Origin of the sequence: Paractinoplanes aksuensis, assembly GCF_024137025.1 — a bacterium.
Lineage (GTDB): Bacteria > Actinomycetota > Actinomycetes > Mycobacteriales > Micromonosporaceae > Actinoplanes > Actinoplanes aksuensis.
The window spans coordinates 519,717-544,363 of the sequence record NZ_JAMYJR010000003.1 but is presented as its reverse complement, the minus strand read 5'-3'; the positions used below and the strand labels follow the sequence as shown (position 1 = coordinate 544,363).

Annotated in this window: 22 protein-coding genes; 9 read left to right on the top strand and 13 right to left on the bottom strand. The window is 71.1% G+C overall.

What is annotated here, in order from left to right; genetic code table 11:
• Positions 1–19: 19 nt before the first annotated feature.
• The 5 genes from M1L60_RS06910 to M1L60_RS06890 all read right to left on the bottom strand — a co-directional run bounded on the left by M1L60_RS06910 (position 20) and on the right by M1L60_RS06890 (position 7,776).
• Positions 20–1,597, bottom strand: a complete 1,578-nt coding sequence (locus tag M1L60_RS06910) for an ABC-F family ATP-binding cassette domain-containing protein (protein ID WP_253236438.1) — start codon at positions 1,595–1,597, stop codon at positions 20–22.
• Positions 1,598–1,724: 127 nt separating this feature from the next.
• Complete coding sequence (locus tag M1L60_RS06905) at positions 1,725–2,414, bottom strand: GNAT family N-acetyltransferase (protein WP_253236437.1); 690 nt, start codon at positions 2,412–2,414, stop codon at positions 1,725–1,727.
• Positions 2,415–2,505: 91 nt separating this feature from the next.
• The gene (locus M1L60_RS06900) at positions 2,506–6,030 is read right to left on the bottom strand and encodes a S8 family serine peptidase (protein WP_253236436.1); all 3,525 of its coding nucleotides are present in this window, start codon (positions 6,028–6,030) and stop codon (positions 2,506–2,508) included.
• Between the two features lie 97 nt (positions 6,031–6,127).
• Positions 6,128–7,099: an S-adenosylmethionine:tRNA ribosyltransferase-isomerase gene (locus tag M1L60_RS06895; protein ID WP_253236435.1), complete on the bottom strand. Its 972-nt coding sequence runs from the start codon at positions 7,097–7,099 to the stop codon at positions 6,128–6,130.
• On the bottom strand, positions 7,096–7,776 hold the full coding sequence (locus tag M1L60_RS06890; RefSeq protein WP_253236434.1) for an SDR family NAD(P)-dependent oxidoreductase: 681 nt from the start codon (positions 7,774–7,776) through the stop codon (positions 7,096–7,098). The genes M1L60_RS06895 and M1L60_RS06890 overlap by 4 nt, the downstream gene beginning before the upstream one ends.
• A 123-nt stretch (positions 7,777–7,899) precedes the next feature.
• On the opposite strand from M1L60_RS06890, the gene M1L60_RS06885 reads away from it, so the two are divergent.
• From M1L60_RS06885 to M1L60_RS06870, 4 genes are all read left to right on the top strand, one after another.
• Complete coding sequence (locus M1L60_RS06885) at positions 7,900–9,039, top strand: GAF domain-containing sensor histidine kinase (RefSeq protein ID WP_253236433.1); 1,140 nt, start codon at positions 7,900–7,902, stop codon at positions 9,037–9,039.
• Positions 9,032–9,658, top strand: coding sequence for a response regulator (locus M1L60_RS06880; RefSeq protein ID WP_253236432.1), 627 nt, complete (start codon positions 9,032–9,034; stop codon positions 9,656–9,658). Before M1L60_RS06885 ends, M1L60_RS06880 begins: the two co-directional genes overlap by 8 nt.
• 64 nt (positions 9,659–9,722) lie before the next feature.
• Positions 9,723–10,229, top strand: coding sequence for a SigE family RNA polymerase sigma factor (locus tag M1L60_RS06875; RefSeq protein WP_253236431.1), 507 nt, complete (start codon positions 9,723–9,725; stop codon positions 10,227–10,229).
• Positions 10,229–10,972, top strand: coding sequence for a hypothetical protein (locus M1L60_RS06870; RefSeq protein ID WP_253236430.1), 744 nt, complete (start codon positions 10,229–10,231; stop codon positions 10,970–10,972). Before M1L60_RS06875 ends, M1L60_RS06870 begins: the two co-directional genes overlap by 1 nt.
• 179 nt (positions 10,973–11,151) lie before the next feature.
• Here the strand turns inward: M1L60_RS06870 and M1L60_RS06865 are convergent, their stop codons facing one another.
• A complete protein-coding gene (locus M1L60_RS06865) occupies positions 11,152–12,594 on the bottom strand; it encodes a hypothetical protein (protein WP_253236429.1) in 1,443 nt (480 codons plus the stop codon).
• A gap of 120 nt (positions 12,595–12,714) precedes the next feature.
• On the opposite strand from M1L60_RS06865, the gene M1L60_RS06860 reads away from it, so the two are divergent.
• Together M1L60_RS06860 and M1L60_RS06855 are read left to right on the top strand one after the other, a co-directional pair.
• Complete coding sequence (locus M1L60_RS06860; RefSeq protein ID WP_253236428.1) at positions 12,715–13,650, top strand: cyclase family protein; 936 nt, start codon at positions 12,715–12,717, stop codon at positions 13,648–13,650.
• 31 nt (positions 13,651–13,681) lie between these two features.
• Complete coding sequence (locus M1L60_RS06855; RefSeq protein WP_253236427.1) at positions 13,682–14,188, top strand: DinB family protein; 507 nt, start codon at positions 13,682–13,684, stop codon at positions 14,186–14,188.
• A gap of 133 nt (positions 14,189–14,321) precedes the next feature.
• On the opposite strand, the gene M1L60_RS06850 is transcribed toward M1L60_RS06855, so the two are convergent.
• The 4 genes from M1L60_RS06850 to M1L60_RS06835 are packed head-to-tail and all read right to left on the bottom strand — an operon-like array spanning position 14,322 to position 17,919.
• The gene (locus M1L60_RS06850; RefSeq protein WP_253236426.1) at positions 14,322–14,621 is read right to left on the bottom strand and encodes a hypothetical protein; all 300 of its coding nucleotides are present in this window, start codon (positions 14,619–14,621) and stop codon (positions 14,322–14,324) included.
• Positions 14,618–16,126: an acetyl-CoA acetyltransferase gene (locus M1L60_RS06845; RefSeq protein WP_253236425.1), complete on the bottom strand. Its 1,509-nt coding sequence runs from the start codon at positions 16,124–16,126 to the stop codon at positions 14,618–14,620. The genes M1L60_RS06850 and M1L60_RS06845 overlap by 4 nt, the downstream gene beginning before the upstream one ends.
• Positions 16,126–17,238: an NAD(P)H-dependent flavin oxidoreductase gene (locus tag M1L60_RS06840; RefSeq protein ID WP_253236424.1), complete on the bottom strand. Its 1,113-nt coding sequence runs from the start codon at positions 17,236–17,238 to the stop codon at positions 16,126–16,128. The genes M1L60_RS06845 and M1L60_RS06840 overlap by 1 nt, the downstream gene beginning before the upstream one ends.
• A gap of 9 nt (positions 17,239–17,247) precedes the next feature.
• Complete coding sequence (locus M1L60_RS06835; RefSeq protein ID WP_253236423.1) at positions 17,248–17,919, bottom strand: DUF305 domain-containing protein; 672 nt, start codon at positions 17,917–17,919, stop codon at positions 17,248–17,250.
• Positions 17,920–18,046: 127 nt separating this feature from the next.
• Between M1L60_RS06835 and M1L60_RS06830 the strand changes: the two genes are divergently transcribed.
• Positions 18,047–19,480: an LVIVD repeat-containing protein gene (locus M1L60_RS06830; protein ID WP_253236422.1), complete on the top strand. Its 1,434-nt coding sequence runs from the start codon at positions 18,047–18,049 to the stop codon at positions 19,478–19,480.
• A 74-nt stretch (positions 19,481–19,554) separates the two neighbouring features.
• Here the strand turns inward: M1L60_RS06830 and M1L60_RS06825 are convergent, their stop codons facing one another.
• Together M1L60_RS06825 and M1L60_RS06820 are read right to left on the bottom strand one after the other, a co-directional pair.
• A complete protein-coding gene (locus M1L60_RS06825; RefSeq protein WP_253236421.1) occupies positions 19,555–20,700 on the bottom strand; it encodes a hypothetical protein in 1,146 nt (381 codons plus the stop codon).
• 209 nt (positions 20,701–20,909) lie between these two features.
• A complete protein-coding gene (locus tag M1L60_RS06820; RefSeq protein ID WP_253236420.1) occupies positions 20,910–21,230 on the bottom strand; it encodes a VOC family protein in 321 nt (106 codons plus the stop codon).
• 29 nt (positions 21,231–21,259) lie between these two features.
• Between M1L60_RS06820 and M1L60_RS06815 the strand changes: the two genes are divergently transcribed.
• The gene (locus M1L60_RS06815) at positions 21,260–22,030 is read left to right on the top strand and encodes an aminoglycoside phosphotransferase family protein (RefSeq protein WP_253236419.1); all 771 of its coding nucleotides are present in this window, start codon (positions 21,260–21,262) and stop codon (positions 22,028–22,030) included.
• An 80-nt stretch (positions 22,031–22,110) separates the two neighbouring features.
• A complete protein-coding gene (locus M1L60_RS06810; RefSeq protein WP_253236418.1) occupies positions 22,111–22,278 on the top strand; it encodes a hypothetical protein in 168 nt (55 codons plus the stop codon).
• Positions 22,279–22,320: 42 nt separating this feature from the next.
• Here M1L60_RS06810 and M1L60_RS06805 read toward each other — a convergent pair whose 3' ends face one another.
• On the bottom strand, positions 22,321–24,480 hold the full coding sequence (locus M1L60_RS06805; protein ID WP_253236417.1) for a beta-glucosidase: 2,160 nt from the start codon (positions 24,478–24,480) through the stop codon (positions 22,321–22,323).
• Positions 24,481–24,647 lie beyond the last annotated feature (167 nt).

The following is a 24,647-nucleotide window of genomic DNA, read 5'->3' as shown; positions in this document are numbered from 1 at the left end:
GGGCGCGGCTCGTCGCGTCTCAGCCCAGGGTGATCCGGCGGTCGATCCCGATCGCGTCCAGGAACCGCTCGTCGTGGCTGACCACCACAAAGGCTCCCCGGTACGCCGTGAGAGCGGCCTCGAGCTGGCCGACGCTCACGAGGTCGAGGTTGTTGGTCGGCTCGTCGAGCAGCAGCAGCTGAGGCGCCGGCTCGGCGAACAGCACGCAGACCAAGGTCGCCCGCAACCGCTCGCCGCCCGAGAGCACCCGCACCGGCAGATGGGCCCGGTCACCGCGGAACAGGAAGCGGGCCAGCAGGTTCATCCGCTCCGCGTCGGCCAGCGCCGGCGCGAAGCGGGCCAGATTCGCGGCCACGGTCAGGTCGTCGTCGAGCAGGTCGAGGCGCTGCGACAGGTAGGCGACCCGGCCCCGACCGGCCTGCTGATCGGCGCCGATCAGGCGCATCAGCGTCGACTTGCCGGCGCCGTTGGGCCCGACCAGCGCGATCCTCTCCGGCCCGCGGATGATCAGGTCGATCCCGTCGCCCGGGAACACCGGCCGCCCGTCATAGCTGACCTGCAGACCCGAGCCGGTGAAGACGGTGCGCCCGGCCGGCACGGCCGTGGCCGGCAGGTCGATGACGATCCGGTCGTCCTGCCGGGCGGCCCAGCTCGCCTCGTCGTATCGGGCCTGCGCGTCGCTGACCCGGGCGGCGTGGACGTCACCGGACCGGGCCGCCGACACCTGGGCGCTGTTCTTCAGGTTGCCCGCGTGGATCCGGGACAGGCCGGCACTGCCCAGGTTGCGGGCCGCGGTCGACTGGCGCCGGGCGGTGCGCTCGCGGGCCTGCTGCATCTCGCGCCTCTGCCGCTTCAGATCCTGCTCGGCGTTGCGCACCTGTCGTTCGGCCACCTCACGCCCGGCCTCGACCGCCTCCGCGTACGCGGTGAAGTTGCCCCCGTACCAGCGGAGCTCGCCGTGCTCGAGGGCGGCGATCCGGTCCATCTCGTCGAGCAGCGCCCGGTCGTGGCTGACCACGAGCAGGCACCCAGCGAACGTCCGCAGCACAGCGGTCAGCCGCTCGCGGGCCGCACCGTCGAGGTTGTTGGTCGGCTCGTCCAGCAGCAGCACATCGGGCCGTTTGAGCAGTTGGGCGGCGAGCCCGAGCGACACCACCTGACCGCCGCTGAGCGTGCCCAGCCGCCGGTCGAGGGCCACGTCGCCCAGGCCCAGCCGGTCGAGCTCGACCCGGCTGCGCTCCTCGACGTCCCAGTCGGCGCCGACCGTGGCGAAGTGCTCGTCGGCGGCGTCGCCGGACTCGATGGCGTGCAGCGCGGCGATCGTGCGGTCGACGCCGAGCACCTGGGCCACGGACTGCTCCTGGGCGAAGGGCAGGTGCTGGGGCAGATAGCCGAGCACGCCGCCCACGGTGACCGTGCCGCCGGTCGGGGTCAGCTCACCGGCGATCAGCCGCAGCAGGGTGGATTTGCCGGTGCCGTTGGCGGCGACCAGGCCGTTGCGCCCGGCCGGCACCGACAGCGTCAGGTCGTCGAAGACCGGGGTGTCGTCGGGCCAGGAAAAGGACAGGGCGGTGCAGACGACGGAACCGTCGGACATGAAGAACTCCGGGAGAGAGACGGTGCGGGAACAGAAAAGACGACATCAGCCGGGGTAGGTCACCCGGAGATGTCGTCACCGCTGCCCGTCACAGATCTGCTCCTGCTCTCGAAGAACTCCGGCGAGCCTAGCTCGCGGTGTTCCGATACGCATGGAAATTAATGTCGCGGCGGTGCCGGAAGCCCATCGCCCGGTAGAGCCGGATCGCATCGGGGTTGCTGCCCGCCACATGCAGGAACGGTGTGTCGCCACGCTCGCGGATCGCCGCCGCCACCGCCCGGACCAGGCGGTTGGCCAGGCCCTGACCACGGAAAGCGGGGTCGGTGCAGACGGCGCTGATCTCGGACCAGCCGGGCGGGCGCATCCGCTCCCCCGCCATCGCGACCAGCGCTCCCTCGCGGCGGAAGCCGAGATAAGTGCCGAGTTCGCGGGTACGGGGCCCGAACGGCCCGGGCCGGGTGCGGGCGACGAGATCGAGCATCTCGGGCACGTCGGCCTCGGTCAGCAGCACGGCCTCGGGGTCGGCCGCGGCGGCCAGGTCTTCGCCGGTGAGCTGCAGGCCGACGCCGCCACCGGTCCGCTCCCAGCCGGGCCCGGCGCCCACGGGGGCGGCGGGCATCCACACCTCGGCCCCGGGACCGGTCAGCTCGGCCAGGTCGGCCCACGCGGCCGGATCGGCGGCGCCGGCCACGGCCACGAACGGAGACACGTCCGGCAGGTAGCGGGCCGCCCGGCCACGAACCTCGGCCCGGCTCGAGTCGTGGAGCAGCGCCGTCCACACGGGATTGTCGAGAACGGCCCGGTCCACGGTTGTCATGGGATCTTCCTAGCGCGGGGCCGGTCACGCCCGCAGGTGAATGTGAGCGGGCGCATAGGGGCCCCGGGTGGCGGCCCGGGACCCCCACGCCTCAGCGCAGCCCGAAGGCCCGCGTGAGCTCCTGCTTCACCGTGTTGCCGGCGTTGTCGCGGGCGGAGACCCGCAGCGACACGAACGAGGCCGAGCGCGGCGCCCGCAGGGTGCTGCCCCGCTGCCACGTCCGCCCGTCGTCGTACGAGACCTCGACCTCGGCCTTCCCGACCTTGGCCGTGACGCCCGGCAGCTGCGACGCGGTGACCGTCAGCCGGGCGTCCCGGGCGGCCCGGCCCGCCCTGTCGAGCGCGACCACGTAGTCGAGCTGGATCATCGGCACGACCACCGCGTTCTCGTCACCACTGGCGGCCGATGTGAAGGTCCACTCGGTGTGCGTGCGGGTCGAGTACGGCCCGGTCCAGGCGGCCCGGTTGTTGTCGAGCACCACCCGGTAGGGCTCCCGGCCCGCGGGCAGGCCGGTGACCGGCAGGAACTCGGCGTTGCCCCAGTTCAGCAGCTCGTCGCCGCGATAGAGTTCGGCCCGGTTGGAGACGGCGAAGTTGCTGCCCCCGGTCTCGCCGGCGTAACCCCGGCCCGCGCCGCCCCACCCGGGAACGGGCAGGTAGAGGCCGTCGAGATAGCGCACCGGCAGATGACCCGGGCCCTGCCGCGGCCGCAGGATCGGGCCGAACCACGTCTCGTCGCTGGTGCGCCCGGCCCGCGGGGTGAACGGCTCCAGCCGGTGCTGGCCCATCTCGCTCGGCAGGAACGCGTCGTCGTACCAGGTGGCGCCCGCGGTGACCCAGTCGGTGCGGGTGCCCTGGGCGGTGGCCGGCACCTGGTTGCCGACCACGAAGCCGTGCCAGGCGTCGGCGCGGAACTCGAGGGCCTTGCCCGGCCGGTGGTGCTGGAACGCGACGTTCACCCGGGCCAGGTCGGCCGGGCCCGACCGGAACGTCGGGTCGGCGGGCACCGCCCCCGTCCAGTGGTGCACCACGTCGTACAGGTAGTCGGTGGTGGGGTTGGAAGTGATCGTGATCCGGCCCGGTCGGCGCAGCAGAGCCTCACCCTCGTCGGCGCCCAGCGTGACCACAGTGACCGGCGCGGGCTGGTCGGGGCCGAACAGCACCTCGTCGGGCCACGGGTGCAGCCGCCCGGTGCCCGTGTTGACCACCAGCAGCAGCTTGACCCCGGCCCGCGCGGCCGCCGCGGCCTGCCCGGCGATGTCGCCGTTGTCGCGCACGACCAGCGCCTGGCCGCGCCGCGGCTGGGTGCCGACCGTCAGCGTGTGGCGGCCCTTCGCCAGCGGCGGCTCGGACCGCTGAACCAGCACGTTGTCGTGGCCGTGGACGGTGAGCGCGGGCTGTTCGAGGCGGAAACGGGCGCCGAACTCGAACGTGCCGTTGGTGACCTTGCGGCCGGTGGGCAGGGCCCACGAGCTGTCGTACGACTCGTCGGGCAGCCGCGAGCTCTCGGTGAACGCGTTGGGCCAGCCCCGGTGCACGTCCACCCGCACGGCTGTGGGCGTGGTCGGCTGCGGGACCCGGGCCGTGATCCGGCGGGCCTGGCGCGCGTCCAGGGTGACCGTGCGGTCGCGGTCGAGCTTGACGTCGGTGAACGTCAGCAGGGCCTGACCCTTGGAGCGTGGGCCGCTCACCCCGCGCACGTCGACATCGGTCCAGCCGGTGTACGTGCCGACCGGCAGCCGCACGGTTCCGCGGCCCTCGGCGTCGAGTTCGAGCGCGCCGAACAGGTGCTCGTCGGTGAACAGGACCTTGCCGCTGACCGGTTTGCCGTCGCGGTCCTTGACGGCCACGGTCAGGTTGTGGCGCTCGCCCTCGCGGCTCAGGCCGATGAGCGTGCGGGTCCGCTCGACGCCGCTCTCGTCGGTCGCCCGCACGAAACCGCTGACCGGCCGGTCGACCGGGACCAGGTCGGGCTTCGCCCTCAGGGCAGCGGTGGCCGACCCGTGCGCGGCGACCGTGACGGTGGTCTTGTCGAGGCTGAACGCGCCGGCCGGCTCGGCCTGCACCGCGAGCTTCAACGTGACCGGGGCGTCGCCGTCGTTCGTGTAGGTGAGTGTCTGGTCCTCGGCGGTGGGCGTGCTGCCGTACGGGAAGAAACCCGAGTACGCGCTGACCGTGCCGAACACGGTGGCGTGCGCGGCGGCGTAGGCGTCGAGGCGACCCGCGCCGGCCTGGTACGCCGTGTACTGCGGGGTGGGCCGGGCCGTGCCCACGAGCGCCTGCTTGATGCGCTCGCCCGACCAGTCCGGGTGGGCCGCCGCGACCAGCGCGGCCGCGCCCGCGACGTGCGGCGTGGCCATCGAGGTGCCACTCATCGTCTGGTAGAAGCCGGAACCGCGCACGTAGTGCGAGCGGGCGGCCAGGATGTCGACGCCGGGCGCGGTGATCTCGGGCTTGAGGCCGCCGTCGCCGTGCCGGGGCCCGGTGCTGGAGAACTCGGCCAGCTGGTCGTCGGCGTCGACCGCGCCGACCGTGAGCGCGGCGTCGGCGCTGCCGGGCGAGCTGATGTCGGCCGGGCCGCTGTTGCCGGCCGCGATGACGAACAGGGTGCCGGTCTCGGCGCTGAGCGCGTCGACGGCGGCGCTCATCGGCTCGCTGCCGTCGCCGCCCGGACCGCCCAGGCTCATGCTGACGATGCGGCTGCGCTGCTCGCGGGCCGCCCATTCCATGCCCGCGATGATCCACGACTCCTGGCCCCGGCCGTCGCCGTCGAGCACCTTGCCCACGTGCAGGCGGGCGCCGGGCGCGACCCCGCGCTCGAGGCCGTCGCTGGCGGCGCCGGTGCCGGCAATCGTCGAGGCGACGTGAGTGCCGTGCCCGTAGAAGTCGGTCGCGTCCTCGTCGGTCGGCACGAAGGAGGCGGACGCCTCGATCCGGTCGGCCAGGTCGGGGTGCTCGGCGTCGATGCCGCTGTCGAGGACGGCGACGTCGACGTCTTTGCCCTCCGCGCCCTCGCCCCACAGACGCGGCGCGCCGACCTGGGCGGTCGACTCGGCCAGCTCGGCCTCCACCTTGCCGTCGAGCCAGACGTGGTCGACCGCGGAACCCTTGAGCGCGCCCCAGAAGGGAACGGCCTGAGCCCGGTTGCGCGTCACGGCAGCCGCATCGAGGCTGTCCAGCGTGCGGGTGACCGCGCCGCCCGGCAGCTGCTGCCGCGCGGCCGGAGTGCCCGCGCGGTAACGGACGATCAGCGGCAGGGCGCTCGTGTGCGCGTCGTCGTAGCCATCGGCGATCAAGCCGGTCACGTTGAACAGGCGGCGGTCGAGCCGGCCCTGGGCGATCAGCGGCAGGGCCTCGTCGGGGTAGACGTAGGTGGCCTCACCCTCGACCCGCCGGGTGTAACCGGTGGCCGTGCCGTCCGGCCGCTCGACCCGCAGCGCGCCCGGGCCGACCGTCACCTTGTCCCCCGTGATCAAGGTGACGGTGGCCGCCCGGGCTTCTTCAGCGGGCGCGGCAGCCGCGGGCCGGGTCAGCGCCGAGACGGCGGACGCCGCCAGCAGCGCGCTCACGGCAAGGGTGGCCGCACCGCGCCGCCGGCGTGGATTGTGCAGAGACAAGGTTCATCTCCCTCGATAAGACGATGATCGATGAGCCTCGTCCCAGCCTGTTGCACAACCAATCACTTGAAGCTGGCGCACAGACGACATGGCGCACTCACGCCGTCGGCGGCAGCAATAGGTGGACGTCGCCGAACTCGTGCCAGCGGTAGCGTTCGCGCAGCGCCTCGGCGTAGGCCGCCCGCAACGCGTCCTCGCCGGCCACCGCGGTCAGCATCTTGAGGTGTGATGCGCGCGGCTCGTGCAGGCCGGTCAGCAGGCCGTCGACCGCCTGCACGACGTGGTCGGGCTCGATGACCAGCGACGTCCAGCCGCACGGGGGCCCGGTCACCGCCGACTCGAGCGCCCGCACCACCGTCGTGCCGACCGCGATCACCCGGTGGCCGGACGCCCGCACGTGGTCGACCAGGCGGGCCGTCGGCGCCGGCACGTGGTACCACTCCGGGTAGGGCGGCTCGTCCACCTCGAACGAGGCCACGCCGGTGTGCAGCGTGACCGGCGCGACCAGCACGCCGCGGCCGACCAGCTCGGCCAGCACCCGCCCGGTCAGCGGGCGGCCCGCGCTCGGCATCTCGGCACTGCCGGGCTCGGTCGCGTACGCGTTTTGATAGACCTCGAGCGGCCAGTCCTGGTCGGTGTAGCTGTAGCGGATGGGCCACCCGTGCCGGGTCAGGAAGGCGGCGCGGCTCTGCCCGACCTCGGCCCTGGCCACCCACAGCCGGCCGGTGAACGGGCGCACCAGGACGAGCTCGCCACCCGGCACGGCCAGCCGCCGGCCGGGCCGCGGGGTGCTGTCGCGCAGTTCCACCAGCCAGGTGCCGTCGGCCTGTTCGGTCGAGACGTGCACCCGGACGCCGTCGGCGTCGACGGCCGACGGCAGCGTGGCCGAGTTGTTGACCACGAGCAGGTCGCCCGGGGTGAGCAGGCGCGGCAGCTCGGTGAAGCGGTGGTGGCTGACCTCGGTGCCCCGGCTCACCATGAGCCGCACGCCGTCGCGGGTCAGGCCGCGGGCCTCGACCGGCTCGCGCGCCTCGAGCCCGGTCGGCAGCTCGAAGTCGACGACCGTCATCGGGCCACGTACCTTCCCGAGGCCGGGCGTTCGTCGAGCAGCTTCACGAACCACGGCACGACCTTTTCCGGCAGCGGCCGGTCGGAGATGTCCTCACCCGGGAAGGCCTGCTGCTGCAATCGGGTGCGCAGGTCGCCCGGATCCACCGACCACACCCGCAGGCCCGGCTCCTCCTTGGCCAGCACGGCGCTCGCGTGGTCGAGGGCGGCCTTGGCGGCGCCGTAACCGCCCCAGCCCTCGTACGCCTCGACGGCCGCGTCGGAGCTGATGTTGAGCACGGCCCCGGCCCCCGACAGGCGCAACTGCGGCAGCAAGAGCTGGGTCAGCGCGATCGGGGCCAGCACGTTCACCTCGAACGTGTCGAGCAGTGCCGGCAGCGGGAAGTCGGCCAGCGCTGGCGGCGGGCTGCCACCCAGCGTAGACGCGTTGTTGACCAGCAAGTCGGCCCCGCCCAGTTTGGAGGCGGCCTCGGCCAGCTCGGCCCGGTGGTCGTCGTCAACGACGTCGCCGGCGATCGCGACCACCGTTGTCAGCCGGCCGAGTTCCCCGGCCACCACCTCCAGGTCCTTTCCCGTACGGGCGTCGATGACCAGGTTCCACCCGGCGCCGGCCAGGGCCCGGGCGAGGGCGGCGCCGAGCCCCTGGGAGGCTCCGGTGATCACTGCTGTGTTCGTCATGCCGACGAGATTGCTCGCTTCGACGGCTCACCGCGTCGGACCACGGTCTGCACTTTTCCTCCGACCATGGTCTTAGGACCGTGGTCCGACGCGGGTTCCGGCATCCATGGCTAGGGTGGGCCCGTGACCGCCGCCGACCAGCTCACCACCGCCCGCCGCCTCTCGGCCGCGGTGCTGGCCGTCAGCGACCAGCTCACCGTGCCCGAGGTGCTGCAGACCATCGTCGACACCGCCCGCGAGCTGGCCGCCGCCGAGTACGCGGCGCTCGGCGTCCCCGACGACAACGGCTCGTTCGCCCAGTTCCTCGTCTCGGGCGTCTCCCCCGAGCAGCAAGAGGCGATCGGCCCGCTCCCCCGCCAGCACGGCTTCCTCGCCGTGATGCTGCGCGAGCCGGCCATCCAGCGCCTCGACGACATCCGGGCCGACCCCCGCTTCGACTGGTGGCCCCAGGCCCACCCGATCCTTCAGGCGTTCCTGGGCGTCCCGATCATGAGTGGCGACGAGATCCTGGGCGCGCTCTATCTGGCCAACAAGCCCGGCGGCTTCACCGCGCACGACGAAGAGCTGGTCCGCGTGCTGGCCGCGCACGCCGCGATCGCGCTCACCCACGCCCGGCTCTACGCGCGCAGCCGCGAGCTGACCATCGCCGAGGAACGAGCCCGCATCGCCCACGACCTGCACGACGCGGTCGCCCAGCGCCTGTTCGGGCTGCGGCTCACGGCCCAGGCGGCCGACCTGCTGATCGAGCGCGATCCGGCCGCCGCCCGGGCCCGCCTGGCCGAGGTCACCGCGCTGGCCCGCGAGGCCGCCGAAGAGCTGCACGCGGCCGTGCTCGAGCTGCGCCCGGCCCGGCTCGACGAAGACGGCCTGCCCGACGTGCTGCGCAAACAGGTGCAGATCCTCGACCGCGCGTCCGGCCCCGACGGCCCCCGGCTGCAGTACGCCGAGCACGATCCGCCCGTGCTGTCCCCGGCCCAGCAGGCGGTGGTGCTACGCGTGGCCCAAGAGTCGCTGCACAACGCCGTGCGCCACGCCGGCGCCCGGGTCATCCGGGTCGAGCTGACCCGGCTCGGGGCGTGCGGCGTCCGCCTCGAGATCTCCGACGACGGCGCCGGCTTCGACGTCGCGGCCACGCTCAAGGCCGGGCGCAGCCTGGGTCTGCGGTCGATGCGCGACCGGGCCTGCTCGGTGCGCGGCCACGCGGTCTTCACGTCGGCGCCCGGCCGCGGCACGGTGGTGCGGCTCGAGGTGCCCGGTGACTGAGATCCGCGTGCTGATCGTCGACGACCATCCCGCCGTACGCCGGGGGCTGCGCACTTTTCTCGAGCTGGCCCCCGACCTCGAGGTGACCGGCGAGGCGGCCGACGGCCCGACGGCGATCGAACTGGTCGAGCAGACCGCGCCCGACGTCGTGCTGCTCGACATGGTGCTGCCCGGGCTGGACGGGGTGGCCGTCCTGCGCGAGCTGGCCCGCCGCAACCTGCGGACGAAGTGCCTGGTCGTCACCAGCTTCACCGACCGCGCCCGCCTGCTGCCGGCCGTCCGCGCCGGCGCCCGCGGCTACCTCTCCAAAGACGTCGACCCGCAGGCCCTGGTCGCAGCCGTGCGCTCGGTGCACGCCGGCCACCTGCTGCTCGAGCCCGACGTCGCCGCCACCCTGCTCGGCGCCCCGGCCGAGACCCCCGCGCTGACCGCCCGCGAACGCGACGTGCTGGCCCTGATCGCCCAGGGCCGCTCCAACCGCGAGATCGCCCGCGCCCTGGTCGTGGCGGAAAAGACGGTCAAGACCCACGTCTCCAGCATCCTCATGAAACTCGGCCTGGCCGACCGCACCCAGGCCGCCCTGCACGCCGTCCGCACCGGCCTGGTCCCGCCCGATTGACCATCCAGCGAACCTTTGCCGGGCCTCATGCGTCCTGGATTCATGACAAGACAAGGGATGCCCGATGGCGCGCGGTGACGCGGAGTTCACAGAGTTCGCGGCGGCCGGGTTCCATCGGTTGCGCCGAGCCGCGTTCCTGCTGACCGGCAACGAGCAGCAGGCCGAGGATGCGGCGCAAGCGGCGCTGGTCAAGACGTATGCGGCCTGGCGCCGGGTGCGGCGGCAAGACCCGTACGCGTACGCCCGCAAGGTCATGGTCAACCACCTCAAGGACCAGTGGCGCCGCCCGCTGCGCGAGGACGCCCACGACCAGGTCCCGGACCGTCCGACCGGCCGGGACGTGGCCGGCGACGTGACCGACCAGCGCTGGCTGCTGGCCGGGCTGACCGCCCTGGCCGACCGGGAGCGGGCCGTCGTCGTGCTGCGCCACTACTTCGACCTGAGCGAGAAAGAGGTGGCGGCCGAGCTGGGCGTGGCCGTGGGCACGGTCAAGAGCCTGAACTCGCGCGCGCTGACCAAGCTGCGCGTCACCCTCACCCCGTCCGACTTCGCCGCGAACGGAGCCGCGTGATGACCGACCTCGACACCTTCCGAGCCGCCCTGCAACAGCCCGACGAGGGCCGCCCGCCCGCGCTCGACGAGATCATGACCGCGGGCCGCCGCCTGCGCCGCCGTCGCCTCGCCCTCGTCGCGGGCGCCGCCACCGTCCTGGTCGCGGCCACCATGGCCCTGTGGCCCCTCACGTCCCGGTCCGAGCCGGTCGGTGGCGCCTGGCCCGCCGCGGCCGTCGACGCCCGCGGCTCATGGGGCCAGCCGGTGGCGACGGGCCTGCGCAGCAAGGACCGCGAGATCGTCGTCACCGCCTTCCGCAACAACAACCCGGCCTACCCCGACATCAAGTTCGGCGTCCGGGCCTGCGCGGCCGACGTGGCGGGCGAGCTGGCTCCCTGCCACAACCAGTTCGACGACGTGGCGCCCGACCGCAGCCCCGGCTTCCACGCCATCGGCCTGCCGTCCAACCTGGACTACTACGACCTGCCCATGTACGGCTACTACGTCGGCCCGGCCGCGAAGATCACGGTCGAGTCCCGCGGCCGGCTGGTGACGGCCAAGACGGCGGTCTGGAGCGAGGACGAGAACATCGTCCTGTTCTGGTTCACCTTCGACGACGTCTACCAGAAGGTCGACAAGAACAGCCCCCTGTACAAGGAGGGCAAGGTTACCCCGGGCCAACTCCCCGACGTGTCCGACTGGACCGCCTACGACGCCGACGGCAAAGAACTACCGGTCGGCAAGCCCTTCGTGATCGGCTGAGGCTGGGCCCGGGACGCGAATCCCGGGCCCACCGCCGAAGCGCGCGGCGACCCGTGGTCGAAACGGGGCCGGGGCGGAAGGTCGTGAGCCGCCCGCTCTGCCTGGCTGGAGCCTCCTCCAGCTCTCTGAGCTACCGCCGCGCCGACCCAGCCTGGCCGATCGGCGCGGGCGGCGCAACGCTATTTCTGCCCGGAGAACACTCCGGCGCGCCGCAGGATCGTGGCCAGCAACGGCGAGGCCACCGTGACACCGTGCACCAGGTCCGGGGCCGGGGCCGGCAATTCCGTACGACCCTGCTGGTACGGCTGCGTCCAGCCGGCCGCCTCGGCGTCGATGCCGTGCCGGCCGCACACCTGGCGCACCAGGTCGGCCGGGCATTCCTCGTCGCCGAGCACCACGTCCCACGGCAGCGGCAGGCGGGCCCAGACCCGGACGTCGACGTGCTGCTCCCGCCCTTCCAGCCGGTGCCAGGCGGCCACGTCGGCGGCCACCAGCGCCGGCACCTTGCCCGGGCAACTGGCCTCGACCACGTCGTCGTAGCCCAGCCCGCGGGTCAGGTTCAGCCATCCCGTACGGGCCTGGTTGAACGCCCGCGAGGCCGCGTTCCAGCTCGACGAGTCGTCGCCCATCCTCATGATCATCTCGGTCGGGTCCCGGTGGTAGTCGTAAGCCCGCTCCAGCACCCGCGCCGCCGCGGCCAGGTGCTCGTAGTAACGCCCGAGCAGTTCCCCGCACTGCGCGTCGTCCAGCCGGTCCAGCACCTTCCACCGGGTGAGCACGGACGCCAGCACCGTGGGCCGGCCGGTCGGCGCGGCCAGCGCGGCGGCCAGAAGCTCCTCTCCGAGCGTGTCCATCGGCCGCGTCTGACTACCCGACGTGAACACCGTCCGCAGGTTCAGCCGAGCCACGTAGTAGGCCGTGAATGCCGCCGTGGCCGGGCAGGCAACAAAATCCTCCTCCGGCACGAGGTAGGCCAGCCGTGACTTGCCGAACGCCACCGCGGCCTCCCGGTCCCGCTCGGCCGCCAGCACCTCGGTGCGCTGCTGCAGGTGCAACACGGCCCGCACCGCCCGCCGATAGCCCCGGACCGACATCTGCGGCAGCCGCTCGCGACGGGCGTCGGCGCTCATCCGCTCCCGCGCGTCCGCGTGCCCGCCGCGCTCGCCCCGGGCCCCCTTCGGGGTCGGCAGCACGTGGTAGGTGTGACCCGCCCATCCCTTCACCGCGATCGGCTTGCGCCGCACGGTGGACCGAGCCGCCCGCGGCGCCTCCATGGACAGCCCCAGCCGGGCGAGCGATTCGAGCACCCAGGCCTCCAACGCCACCGGGTCCGCCGGATCCGCGTCCACGGCCGGCGCGGCCTCTCCCATGGCCGTCACTGCGGCCGCGTACGCCCGCCCGAGCCCCGGATGCCGTCGCCACGTCTTCGGCATCGACGAGCCCGTCGCCGTCCCCGCGTCGCGCCGGGCCTGCTCGTACCGCACCATCGCGTACAGGTCGCGGACGCCGGCCGCGCTCAGCCAGTCGCGGGCCCCCAGCGCCACCAGATCCGCCGCCACGTCCTGAGGCAGCCGCCGCTCTCGAAGCCCCCGGTGCAGCCGCCGCAGAATCTCCTCAGCCATCACGCCCTCCGTCGCCGGCCCCGGAGACCAGCCGACCAGTCTCGGCCTCCCGGCCCAGCGCCGTCCACCGAATAACGCCGGGCGATAGCCTGCCTGCGGTGAGACGAACCGGAGGGGCCGATGTCGACGGAGCAAGACGTGCTCGGGTACTTCGAGACGCTGTCGAACTGGGGGCGGTGGGGTGACAACGACCAGCTCGGCACGCTGAACCTCATCACCGACGAGGTCCGGCTGGCCGCGGCGCGGGCCGTTCGCCACGGCCGAAGCGTGTCCTGCGCCTGGGAGGTGGCCGTCCCGGACGAGATGGAGCGGTCGACCACGGCGTGCCCGTGCGCGGCCGACATGCCGGGCGCCGAGAACATGCCGGCCGCCTTTCACGCCGACCGGCGCTGGGGCTTCTCGTCGGAACGCATCGGCCTCTCGTTCCACGGCAACACGATCACGCACCTCGACTCGCCGTGCCACCTCTTCTGGGACGGGCGCATGTACAACGGGCGCTCGGCCGCGCTGGTCGACCCCGAGACGGGTTCGGCCTGGGGAGCCGTCACCGCGGCGGCCAACGGAATTGTCACGCGGGGTGTGCTGCTCGACGTCGCGGCGGCTCGCGGGGTGCCGTGGCTCGAGCCCGGGCAGGGCGTGTCCCCCGACGATCTCGAGGAGGCTGAGCGGCGCCAGGGCGTCCAGGTGCGATCCGGCGACGCGCTGCTGCTACGGACCGGCCACGGCCGCTACCGCCACGAGAACGGGCCGTCGGGCGGAATCACGCAGGCGGGCTGGCATGCGTCCAGCCTGCCGTGGCTGCGGGAGCGAGGCGTCGCGCTGATCGGCGCCGACACACCCCAGGACGTCCAGCCCTCGGGCTACGACGGCATCCTGATGCCGGTGCACGCGGTGAGCCTGGTCGCGATGGGCCTGTGGCTGCTCGACAACTGCGACCTCGAAGCGTGCACGACCACCGCGACCGAGCTCGGCCAGTGGGACTTTCAGCTGGCCGTGGCCCCGGTCCGCCTGGCCGGCACCTCCGGCAGCCCGGTCAACCCGATCGCAACGTTCTGAACCGGTGCCCGCCGTACATTAACATCTCCCGATGTCCGAATACCGGGATACCAGAGTCGCGTACACCTCGGAACGCGAGGCCTTGGCCGGCTTTCTCGATTCTCAGCGCAAGATGCTGATCGCGACGCTGGACGGTCTCGACGATGCGGCGGCGCGCAGGACGCCGAGCGCGAGCTCGCTGTCGCTGCTGGGGCTGATCAAGCATGCCACGACCTGGGAGCGTCGCTGGTTCCAGGTCGTGGTGGCGGGACGCGACCTGCCCGGGGAGTGGCCTGCTGTCATGCCGGATCGCTACGACGCCGACATGCAGGTCGACGAGGGCGACACGGTGGACCACTGGCTCGGGTACTACCGCGAGCAGATCGAGGAATCACGGGCCATAGTCGCCGCGATGGATCTCGACAGCCCCTGCGCCCGCCCGGACATCATCGAGTGCAACGTGCGCTACGTGGTGTTCCACATGATCGAGGAGACCGCCCGCCACGGCGGCCACGCCGACATCATCCGCGAGAGCCTCGACGGAACGCGCCAGAGCTGAGGGCCTGACGGGTATCCGGCCGGAGCAGCAGCACCACGGCGCAGGCGGCGCCGACGAAAGCGGCGTACGAGCTGACGTCGCCCACCGTGACCGCGGGCGAGAGTTCGGTGGTGGCGACGGCTGTGCTGCTGAACTAGATGGTGTCCTCGGGCGCGTCGGCCAGGTCGTCGACCGCTTCGGACAGCCAGAACGCGGCCGGCACCAGCACGACCAGCGCCGCGATGATGCACACGGCCAGCCAGGCCCGGAAGCTGCCGCGCAGCGTGCCCACGGTCAGCCCGGCCACGGCGACGGATAGGAACACGAAGAACCAGCCGCCCGAGTCGGTGTCAGGGTTGTCATAGGGGCTCGCCAACAGGGAGAAACCCAGCCCGGCGAGACCACACACCAACACCACCAGTGCGATGACGGTCAACCTCAGCGGCGCGGTCACCGAGGCACAATAGCGTTTCCGTCGTCCGTGGACCGGACCGTTACCCGTTCGCCGATGGGTTCGCCTTCGGTGAGCAGGTCGAGGACGGCATTGGCGCGGGCGACGAAACGGCGGCCGTCGGATTCGAGGCGACCGAGCACAATGCCTTCCCGCATACCGTCGCGCAAATGCTTCACCGTGTACGACTCGATGACCGCATTGCCGTCGGCCGTCAGCGCTTCGGCGGGGGCGGGCACCGCGTCCAGCTCGGCTTGGATCCGCTCGCTGCGGGACGGCTGGAAGGCGTACGGAACGGTGGTGTAAACGCCCGTCGAGTGTTTGCTCATGATGCCGCCGTTGGCCCCGACGAATCCGTACCTCCCGGGGGCCGACCGCACCCTTTCGACCATCGAGGCGATGGCGTGCATCGAATAGTTGTTGCCCGGCCCGCCGAAGAACGGCAGCCCACCGGTGACGGTCAGCCCGCGCGGGTCGTCGGTGGCCAGGCCCAGCGCCTCGGCCACGATGAACACAGGCGCCGCGAAACAGCTGTAGAGATCGAAGAAGGTCACCTCCGCCGGCGAGACGGATTCCAGCGCGTGCTGCGCCGCCCGAGCGGCCGCCGGGGAATGGCCGTATTCGGCTCGCTCCAGCAGATTCCGCTCGCGCAGATCCGCGTGCCCGGCCAGAAAGACCCAACTGCTTTCCGGTACGCCGTGCCGCCGCGCCGCCTCGGCCGACATCAGCAGAACCGCCGCACCCTGATTCACCTTGTCGCGCGCCACCACATAACGCGTGTACGGATCGGCGATCGGCCGGTTGGCCGCACTCGGCGTCACCAGCGAAGCGGCGTCGCGGACCACCGGCGCCGCCGCGTGCGGATTGGCCGCCGCCACGGTCGTGAACGGCGAGAACAATTCTCCGATGGCCGTCGCGTATTCGGCCCGCGACATTTTCAGCCGGGCCCGCCGCGCGTTCTCGATGAGCGCGTACTGCGACGGCGTGTCCGACAACCCGTGCGCCACATGGTGCATCGACACGATCCCGTCGAGCCCGGAACCGCGCGCCTCGAGCGACCCGCCCGGGCTCTCGGTGAAGTCGGGCGGCGAGTCCGTCGTGGCCAGCGCGGCGATGGTCGAGATCGCCTCGGAGCCGAACAGCAGCACCACGTCGGCGTCGCCGGCCGCGATCGTCGCCGCGAACTCGTTGACCAGGTGCTGCGGGGCCTGCCCGCCGCCGACCTCGAGCACCGCCCGGCGCGGCTCGGCCCCGATCCGCCCGGCCACCGAGCGCGGGAAGTTGTCCGAGCAGCCCAGCAACGGCGTGGCCCACGGCAGCGAGATCTCGAACTGCGGCACGCCGGCCACCGTGTCGACCGCCGCCGCGGCCACCCCGGCGTCGGCCAGGGCGGCCCGCGCGGCGTCGGCGGCCAGGTCGACCGGCGAGCGCGCCTGATAGCCCTCGGCGTCGAGCCGCTCCGACACCTGACCCACGCCGACCAGCACCGGCGTACGGGAATCGATCATCAGAGACGCCCGGCGAGCTCGCGGATGCGGGCCGCGCACTCGGCTGCCATCGTGCTCGTGATCTCGCCGGCCGGGCGGATGTCACGGAACGACCCCACGACCTGCCCGACGAAGAACGACTCGAGTTTCAGCGCGCCCTCGTGCCCGGCCTCGGCCGCCGCGTCGATCCGCTGCCAGGCCTCGTCGACCAGCATCGGCTGCAGGGGCAACGGCAACGGGTCGGGGCTGCCCGGCGCGGCCCACTCGTCGTGCCAGGCCGTTCGCAGCTGCCGGGCCGGTTTCCCGGTACGGGTGGGCGAGCGCAGCGTGTCGGCCGAGCTCGCGGCCAGGAACTTGTTCTTGATGGCCTGCACCGCCACGTCCTCGGCGCTCGAGAGCCAGACCGAGCCGCACCACACGCCGGCCGCGCCCAGCGCCAGCGCCGCCGCCATCTGCCGCCCGTCCGCGATGCCGCCCGCGGCCAGCACGGGCCGCTCGCCGGCGATGTCGACGATCTCGGGGGTGAGCACGGTCGTGGCGATCGTGCCGGTGTGCCCGCCGGCCTCGGTGCCCTGCGCGACCAGCACGTCGACCCCGGCCGCGATCTGCCGCTCGGCGTGCCGGGCCTGCCCGACCAGGGCCGCCGTCACCACCCCGAGCTCTTTGGCCCGCGCCACCAGCTCGGGCGGCGGGGTGCCGAGGGCGCTGGCGATCAGCGCGATGCGGTGCTTGAACGCCGTGTCGAGCAGCGCGATCGCGCCCGGCGTGGTCAGCGAGGCGGCGACCTGCTGGTGGTCGACGGTCGGGGCGGGCGGGATGTCGTACTTCTCGAGCAGCCCGCGCACGAACGCGAAGTGCTCCGCGGGGATCTGGGCCCGCATGCTGGCCACCAGGTCGGCCGGGTCGCCGGGCACGAACTTCTCGGGGACCAGCAGGTCGACCCCGTACGGCTTGCCCTGGACCTGTTCCTCGATCCAGGTCAGCTGGGCGTCGAGCTCTTCGGGGCCGTAGACGGAGGCCGCGAGCACGCCGAAGCCGCCCGCGTTGGTGACCGCCGCGACGACGGCGGGGGACCGGTTGAAGCCGACGATGGGGTGCTCGACACCGAGCAGGTCGGTCAATGCCGTACGCATGGCGACACGTTACCCGGCGGTCACTTGCGCCAGGCGGCGGATCTCACTTCCCTGTTCCACGGCCATCTCGTTGGCCACCTCGCGCAGCTTCTCGTCGCTGCCGCCCTGGATCACGTCGGCCGCCATGCGCTGCGCGCCGCGGTGGTGGTCGGTCATCATCGCGGCGAACTTGCTGTCGAACGCGGCGCCGGTGGCGGCGGCCAGGGCGGCCATGTCGGCGTCGGTCTGCATGCCCGGCATCGACCCGTGATCATGCTTGGGGTCGCTCTCGGCCAGACGTCTTTCCTTCAGCCACGTACGCAAGAAGTTGATCTCGAAGGGTTGGGCCGTGCCGATCCGGTCGGCCAGCCCGGCCAGACGCTCGTTGGCCGCCCGATCGGGCGCGAGTTCGGCCATTTCGATCGCCTGCTCGTGATGAACGATCATCATTTGTACGAACGCGGTGTCGATGGCGTTGTAGGTGGACCCGTCCGGCGCCTTGACGCTGTGCGAGTCGGTAACGACGGCGTCATCGCCGGGCGCGCCGGGCAGCACGACCCGGTGCGGCGGGGCCGCGCTGGCGCTCGGGCGGGGCGCCGCAGCCGAACCGCCGGAGCCCATGTTGGCCGCCACGGCCAGGGTCACGGCCCCGGCCAGCACGACGACGGCCGCTATGAGCGTCGATGTCCTGACTCGACCCACCGAGCCTCCTGGTATCGATACCGAAAGATGCTTGCGCACCGTTGTACGGCCACTACTGTAACGACAAAGCTGAATACGCATCGTGCTGCGCCACCTCGCCGCCTGATGCGTCAACGAGGGGAGATCCATGAAGCACACTGCCCCACGAGGGCGGATGCTCAAGCGCCTGGCCGCCGTCAGTGCCTTCGCACTGGTCGTCGGCCTGCTGACAGCTCCGGGGAGCAGCGCGGCGCAGACGCCCGTCGGTGGCAACACGATACCGGGCATCGACGAGATCGTCAGCAGCCCGAACCTCAAGCAGGTTGCTCACCTCGACAAGTCCGGCCCGCTGACCGGCACCAACACGGACTGGGCCTTCCAGGGACGCTACGCCTACGGCGGCAACTACAACGGGTTCTACGTCTACGACATCAAGAACCCGAAGGCGCCCAAGGTGGCGGCCGAGGTGCTCTGCCCCGGGTCCCAGAACGACATCTCGGTCACCGGGAACCTGCTCTTCCTCGGCACCGACTCGCAGCGCACGAACGACACCTGCGTGAACGAGGCCTCCACGACCGCCGTGCCCGGCGACCGCTGGGAAGGCATCAAGATCTTCGACATCAGCAACCCGCTGACCCCGCGCTACCTGAAGTCGGTCAAGACCGACTGCGGCTCGCACACCCAGACGCTGGTCCCCGGCAAGCGCGGCGACAAGAACGTCTACCTGTACGTGTCGTCGTACAACCTGGCCGGCGTCGACCTGCCGAACTGCGCGATCCCGCACGACAAGATCTCGATCGTCAAGGTGCCGGTGCGCAACCCCACGGCGGCCTCGGTGATCGCGGCGCCGATCCTCTTCCCGGACGGCGGCTTCCCCGGCAGTGACCGCGGCACCGCCACGTCGGGCTGCCACGACATCACCGTGTACGCCGACAAGGACCTCGCGGCCGGCGCCTGCATGGGTGACGGCGTGCTGTTCGACATCAAGGACAGGACCAAGCCCCGGATCATCAACACGGTCCGCGACGAGGTCAACTTCGCGTTCTGGCACTCGGCCACCTTCAACAACAACGGCACCAAGGTCGTCTTCACCGACGAGCTCGGCGGCGGCGGCGCGGCCACCTGCAACGCGACCGTCGGCCCGAACCGCGGCGCCGACGCCATCTACGACATCGTCGGTCAGGGCAACAAGCGCAAGCTGGCCTTCCGCAGCTACTTCAAGATCCCGCGATACAACGCCGACACCGAGGTCTGCGTGGCCCACAACGGCTCGCTGATCCCCGTTCCCGGCCGCGACATCATGGTCCAGGCCTGGTACCTCGGCGGCATCTCGGTCTGGGACTTCACCGACAGCCGCAAGCCGAAAGAGATCGCCTACTGGGAGCGCGGCCCGCTCTCCCTCGACACCCTGACCGGCGGCGGCTCCTGGTCCGCGTACTGGTACAACGGCTACATCTACTCCAACGACATCACCAAGGGCGTCGACGTGCTCGAGCTCAAGGACTACCGCACGAACATCGCGAAGTTCTTCCGCACGGACGTCTTCAACGCCCAGACGCAGGACAACTACCTGCGCTGGTAGCGATTACGTGATCGGCGCCCGTCCCGGCCCCCGGGGCGGGCGCCGAACTCATGCCCACTGACGCTCAGTCCTGCCTATCCGCCGAGGTAGCCGGATTCGTCGTCGGGATCGTTTTCCTCAACCGAGGGCGCACCGGTCGAATCGACCACCGTCGAATCTGCGTACAAACCTTCGCTGATCTTCGCAATGTGCTGCACGGCTTGGCTGAGTAACGCCTCAACTACCGCGTCTTGCGGCACGCCCAGCGGAACCTGCAGCGGAAGAGCGATACCGAGGCGATCGAGCCGATTGAGGCGCGCTCCCTCCTCAGGCGAAACCTTCCACGATGCATTGTGGTACCTGTTCACCCAGATCGGACTGGGTGCAGCACCGCTGACAAATCCGCTTTCGGGGTGTTCCGGATCTCCAGGAATCAACGCCCAGTACTCCGCGTCGTAACCGACCCAGAATTCGTGGCCACGAATCGAGAACACGATCCACATGGCCCATCCCCGTTGCCTCAGCCTGCTGACCCAGTCGTACTTGACGTTTGCCAGATCCAAGCGTTCGGAAAGGAGGGTGCAAAGCTCTTGAGCTACCTCGGTGACCTGAGAAACAACGCGTCCGGTCGCAGCGTCCTGAACACTTCCACTGAACGGGACAAAATCAGCTATTCCTTCTATGGCGGCATCGAGCGCGAGCAACTCGTCGAACGGTGCCCCGTTGGAGTCCAGCACATTTCGGAGGAGACGGGTCCACGAAAGTCCTAGGACGTGCTGTTCGCCCCGTCGGGCCTGATAGATGCCGGCGTCCAGCGCGAACGTGATCCCGAGCTGCTGAGAGGCCTGGCGCATCAGGCCCTGCAGCAGCGGTTGTCTTGTGATCAGGACGAGAAGTCCGTCATTCGGTAGTTGATCAAGATATCGAGTGACCTGATCCTCCGAGGTCAGTGACGAGTCGATCTTGGTTTCGACTACAGCCTGAGGTGAACCGTCGCGAGAAAGAAGGAAATCCCGGAATGACCGTTTAGCGGTCACCGGGTCAGTCGAAAAAGATTCGCGATCGATCCGGCATCCCTGGACGTCTCGTTCACCGAACTGGCTCAGGACCCGGAGGAAACCCGCGGCCATAGCCTCATCGGCGCTGAGGAGCATATGGAGCACATTGTTGGTGCTCACCTCCGGAGTGCCGGTCGATCTGATCAGATAACGCAGGGCCAGATGCGCAACCGTCTGTGACATGGCTCGAGATGCTAGCGGTACGAACCTCCGCATGCTTTCACGAAGCTTGCCTCTCCCCTTGGCGCCCGCCTGAGCGGCTCCCTACAGACCCCAAGCGCCGAGATCAGCAAGTGCGAAAGGGACGCTCCAGGCCTCGCGCTCCTGGGTGCAGGCGAGCCCGGTGTCCTGGTAGCCGGATATTCAGAGATGCTGAGCCCTTGGCCCCTTGCTCAGATCAATGACGCAGACCCTATTGCCGTACGGATCTTCCAGCACTGCGCACTGGCCGACCGGACGTCGAAGGGTGGGGTGCGTACCGTGCGGCCCTCGCGGGCGTAGGCGACTACGTCGTCGACCAGGTAGTGGACGGTCAGGTCGGGTGGCAGGTCCATCGTTTGGAGGACGATCTCGGCGTCGGTTTCGGGCATGGTCAGGCCGATGGCTGACTCGTCGCGCCACAAGGGGCGCAGGTCGAACACCCTCGTGTAGAAGGCCTCCCCCGTGGCCAGGTCGTCGACCCGGACCATGACGCAGTCAAGCTTGCGCAGCATGGGGCGAACCTGGCGGTAGCGTCGCGGGCATGGTGGATCATGAGATGTTGCAGGACAAGCCGCACCGGACGGTGGTGCGGGTCGGCGACACCGTGCGGCGGCCGATGCAGCCCTGGTCCGCCAGCGTGCACGAGTTGCTGCGCCACCTGGAGGACATCGGCTTCGCGCACGCGCCGCGGTTTCTCGGGGTCGATGACGAGGGGCGCGAGATCGTCTCGTACGTCGACGGGGAGTCGGGCGGGGCCGGCTGGGCCAAGGTGGTCGAGGACGACGGGCTCGTCGCCATGGCCCAGTTGCTGCGCGACTACCACGATGCCGTCCGCGGGTTCCGGCCCGTTGCCGCTGACGGGTGGGCCGGGCGTACGGCGCCGCCCGAACCCGGCGAGCTGACCTGTCACGGCGACTTCGGGCCGTGGAACCTCGTGTGGCACGGCACCCGGCCGCTGGCCGTGCTCGACTGGGACTACGCCTGGCCCGCCCGGCCGATCCACGATGTCGCGTACGCGCTGGAGTACGTCGCGCCGTTCCGCGATGACGAGACGTGTGTGCGGTGGCTGTCGTTCCCCGCTCCCCCGGATCGCCGGCGGCGGCTGGAGGTCTTCGCCGAGGCGTACGGGTTGACCAGCACTGAAGGTTTGGTTGACGCGGTCATCGCCCAGCAGGAGGCTGTCTGGGAACGGGCCCGCCTGCTCGCCGGGCAGGGATGCCAGCCGCAGGCCGAGTGGCAGGCGACGGGCTTTCTCGCCACGACCGCCGACCGCATCCGCTGGAGCCGCGACAATCGGCGACTGTTCGAGTGAGCCTGCTCTCTGTGCGTGCTGAACCGCATGTCACCCGGGTAGTGGCGGGGGCGTAGCGAACGAGACAACGGAGGTGCGTCATGTCGGATCTGAGCAAGGACACCGAGGCCAAGCTCGAGGAGATCGCCGCCGAGCGGGTCGAGGAGCTGCCGGGCGAGACGGCGCTCGGCCACCGCGACCCGGCGGCCGGCGGCGAGGGCGAGCCGCAGGACTGGAAGGGCAACGAGGACGTCAAGCTCCCCGAATGAGCCGACGGGGCCGCCCTCCGAGCGAAGGCGGCCCCTGCTTTGTCACATACGGAACGACGTACGCACGGCGGTGTCGGACGAGCCGCCGACCTCGAGGCCGTACTTGCCGGGAGCGGTCTTCCACGAACCGTTCCAATACTGCAGCAGGTGCAGATCGGCCAGATCGGCCCGCGACAGCGTGAGGTCCACCGTCCGGCTCTGCCCCGGCGCGAGCGTGACCCGCTCGAACCCGACGAGCCGCTTCGACGGTTCGCCGGTCGCCGCGGGCAGTGTGGCGTAGGCCTGCGCGACCTCGGTCCCGGCCCGCCGGCCGGTGTTGGTCAGCCGGAACTTGATCTTCACGTCACCCCGCGCCGCGGACACCTGCAACTGCGAGTACTTGAACGACGTGTACGACAGCCCGTGGCCGAACGCGAACAGCGGATCGATGCCCTGACTCTCGTACCAGCGGTAGCCGACCTTCAGACCCTCGCTGTAGTCGACCTGCCGGATCCCGTCGGCCACGACGCCCGGGTACCGCGCGGCGCTGCCCGCGGTCGGCGTGTCGGCCAGCGATTTCGGGAACGTCATGGGCAGCTTGCCCGACGGGTTGGTGTCGCCGAACAACAGCGAGGCGATGGCCGGGCCCATCTGCTCGCCCGCGTACCAGGTCTCGAGCACGGCCGGCACCTGCGCCAGCCACGGCATCTCGACCGCGCTGCCGGTCTGCAGAACCACGACCGTACGCGGGTTGGCCGCGGCCACGGCCGACACGAGCGCGTCGCCGTTGCCCTGCAGCCGCAGGTCGGCCAGGTCGGTGAATTCCCCCATCCGGACGTACGCGAAGACGACCGCGACATCGGCCGAGGCCGCTGCCGCCGCGGCCGCCGTCACGTCAGCGCCGTTGTCGAAGGCGACGGTGGCGCCGTTGCGAGCGGCCCGCGTACGGATCCCGTCCTCGGGCGACACCAGGTCCTCGCACTGCAGGGTGGTCGGGTTGCCGAACCGCCAGGGCAGGCTGCACACCGAGTTCGCGCTGACCCCGTCGGTGGCCGTGCTCGACGCCGTGGCCCCGATGACCGCGATCTCGTCGCCCTTACGCGGCTTGAGCGGCAGCAGTCCCTGATTCTTCAACAGCACCGAACCCTGCTCGGCGGTGGCCCGCGCGACCGCCTTGTGGACGGCCGTCGACGCATCCACCACCGGCGTCGCCGGCAACGGCCGATCGAACAGACCACCCCGGACGTACGACCGCACCACGCGATACGCCGCCGCGTCGATCTGCCGCTGCGTGATCAGGCCGGCCGCGAGCGCCTCGTCGAGACGGGCCGGGGTGAACCAGATCGGCCGGTTGAGCTCCTGGTCGAGCCCGTTGACGAGGCTGGGCGCGGTCGAGTGGACCGACCCGAAGTCGCTCATCACGTAGCCGTCGAAGCCGATGTCGTCCTTGAGCACCTCGTTCAGGCGCTCGTTCTCACAGGCGTACACATGGTTGATCTGGTTGTACGAGCACATGACGCTCTCCGGGTCGCCGCGGTCGACGGCGATCTCGAACGGCAGGTCGTAGATCTGGCGCAGCGTGCGCTCGTCGGCGTTGGACGAGCTGGTCTGCCGGTCCACCTCCTGCTCGTTGGCTACGTAGTGCTTGAGCGTGGCGAGTACCGGCTTGGTCTTGCTGCTCTGGATGCCGCGCGTGCCGGCCGCCGCCATCAGCCCGGTGAGCAGCGGGTCCTCGCCGAGGTACTCGGGGGTGCGGCCCGACAGTGGGGTCCGCCCGCTGGCCAGGCCGGGCGCGAGCAACACGTTCTTGCCCTTGTCGAAGGCCTCGGCCGCCTGGGCCGCCCCCTTCACGTACGCCAATGGTTGATTGAACGTGGCGGCGGTGGCGATCGTGGCCGGGAACGCGGTGACGCCCGGAGTGAAGCGCACGCCGTCCGGGCCGTCGGAGTAGACGACCGTCGGGGTGCACGGCACCTGGACCGGGTAGACGACGCCGCCCGGCCATTCGGTCTGCTGCGGACTGTTGGCGGGCTGCTCGACCAGCCAGCGGTACTTCTGGTGCTGCGTGCTGGCCGCGAGCAGCGCTTGCGCCCGCTTCTCGGGTGACTTGCGAGTGTCCATCCAGGGATAGGTCTTGCAGTCCGCGGCGGCGGCCGCCGGGCTGATCGGTGTCACGGCAATGGCGATCGGGGCCAGCAGGGCCAGAACGAGTGCTCGTTTCATCAATGCCCTTTCTGTATTGACACGTTTCAAGCTGTTTCGATCGAGTGGCGAGAATGTTTCCGCCCGTGGTCCACATCCTGCGGGCGCCGTGACGCGCGTCGCTAGGACGAGGTGCACGCGGACTAGCACAGAACACACTTGCGCATCGAGGGGCGCGAATCCGAAGG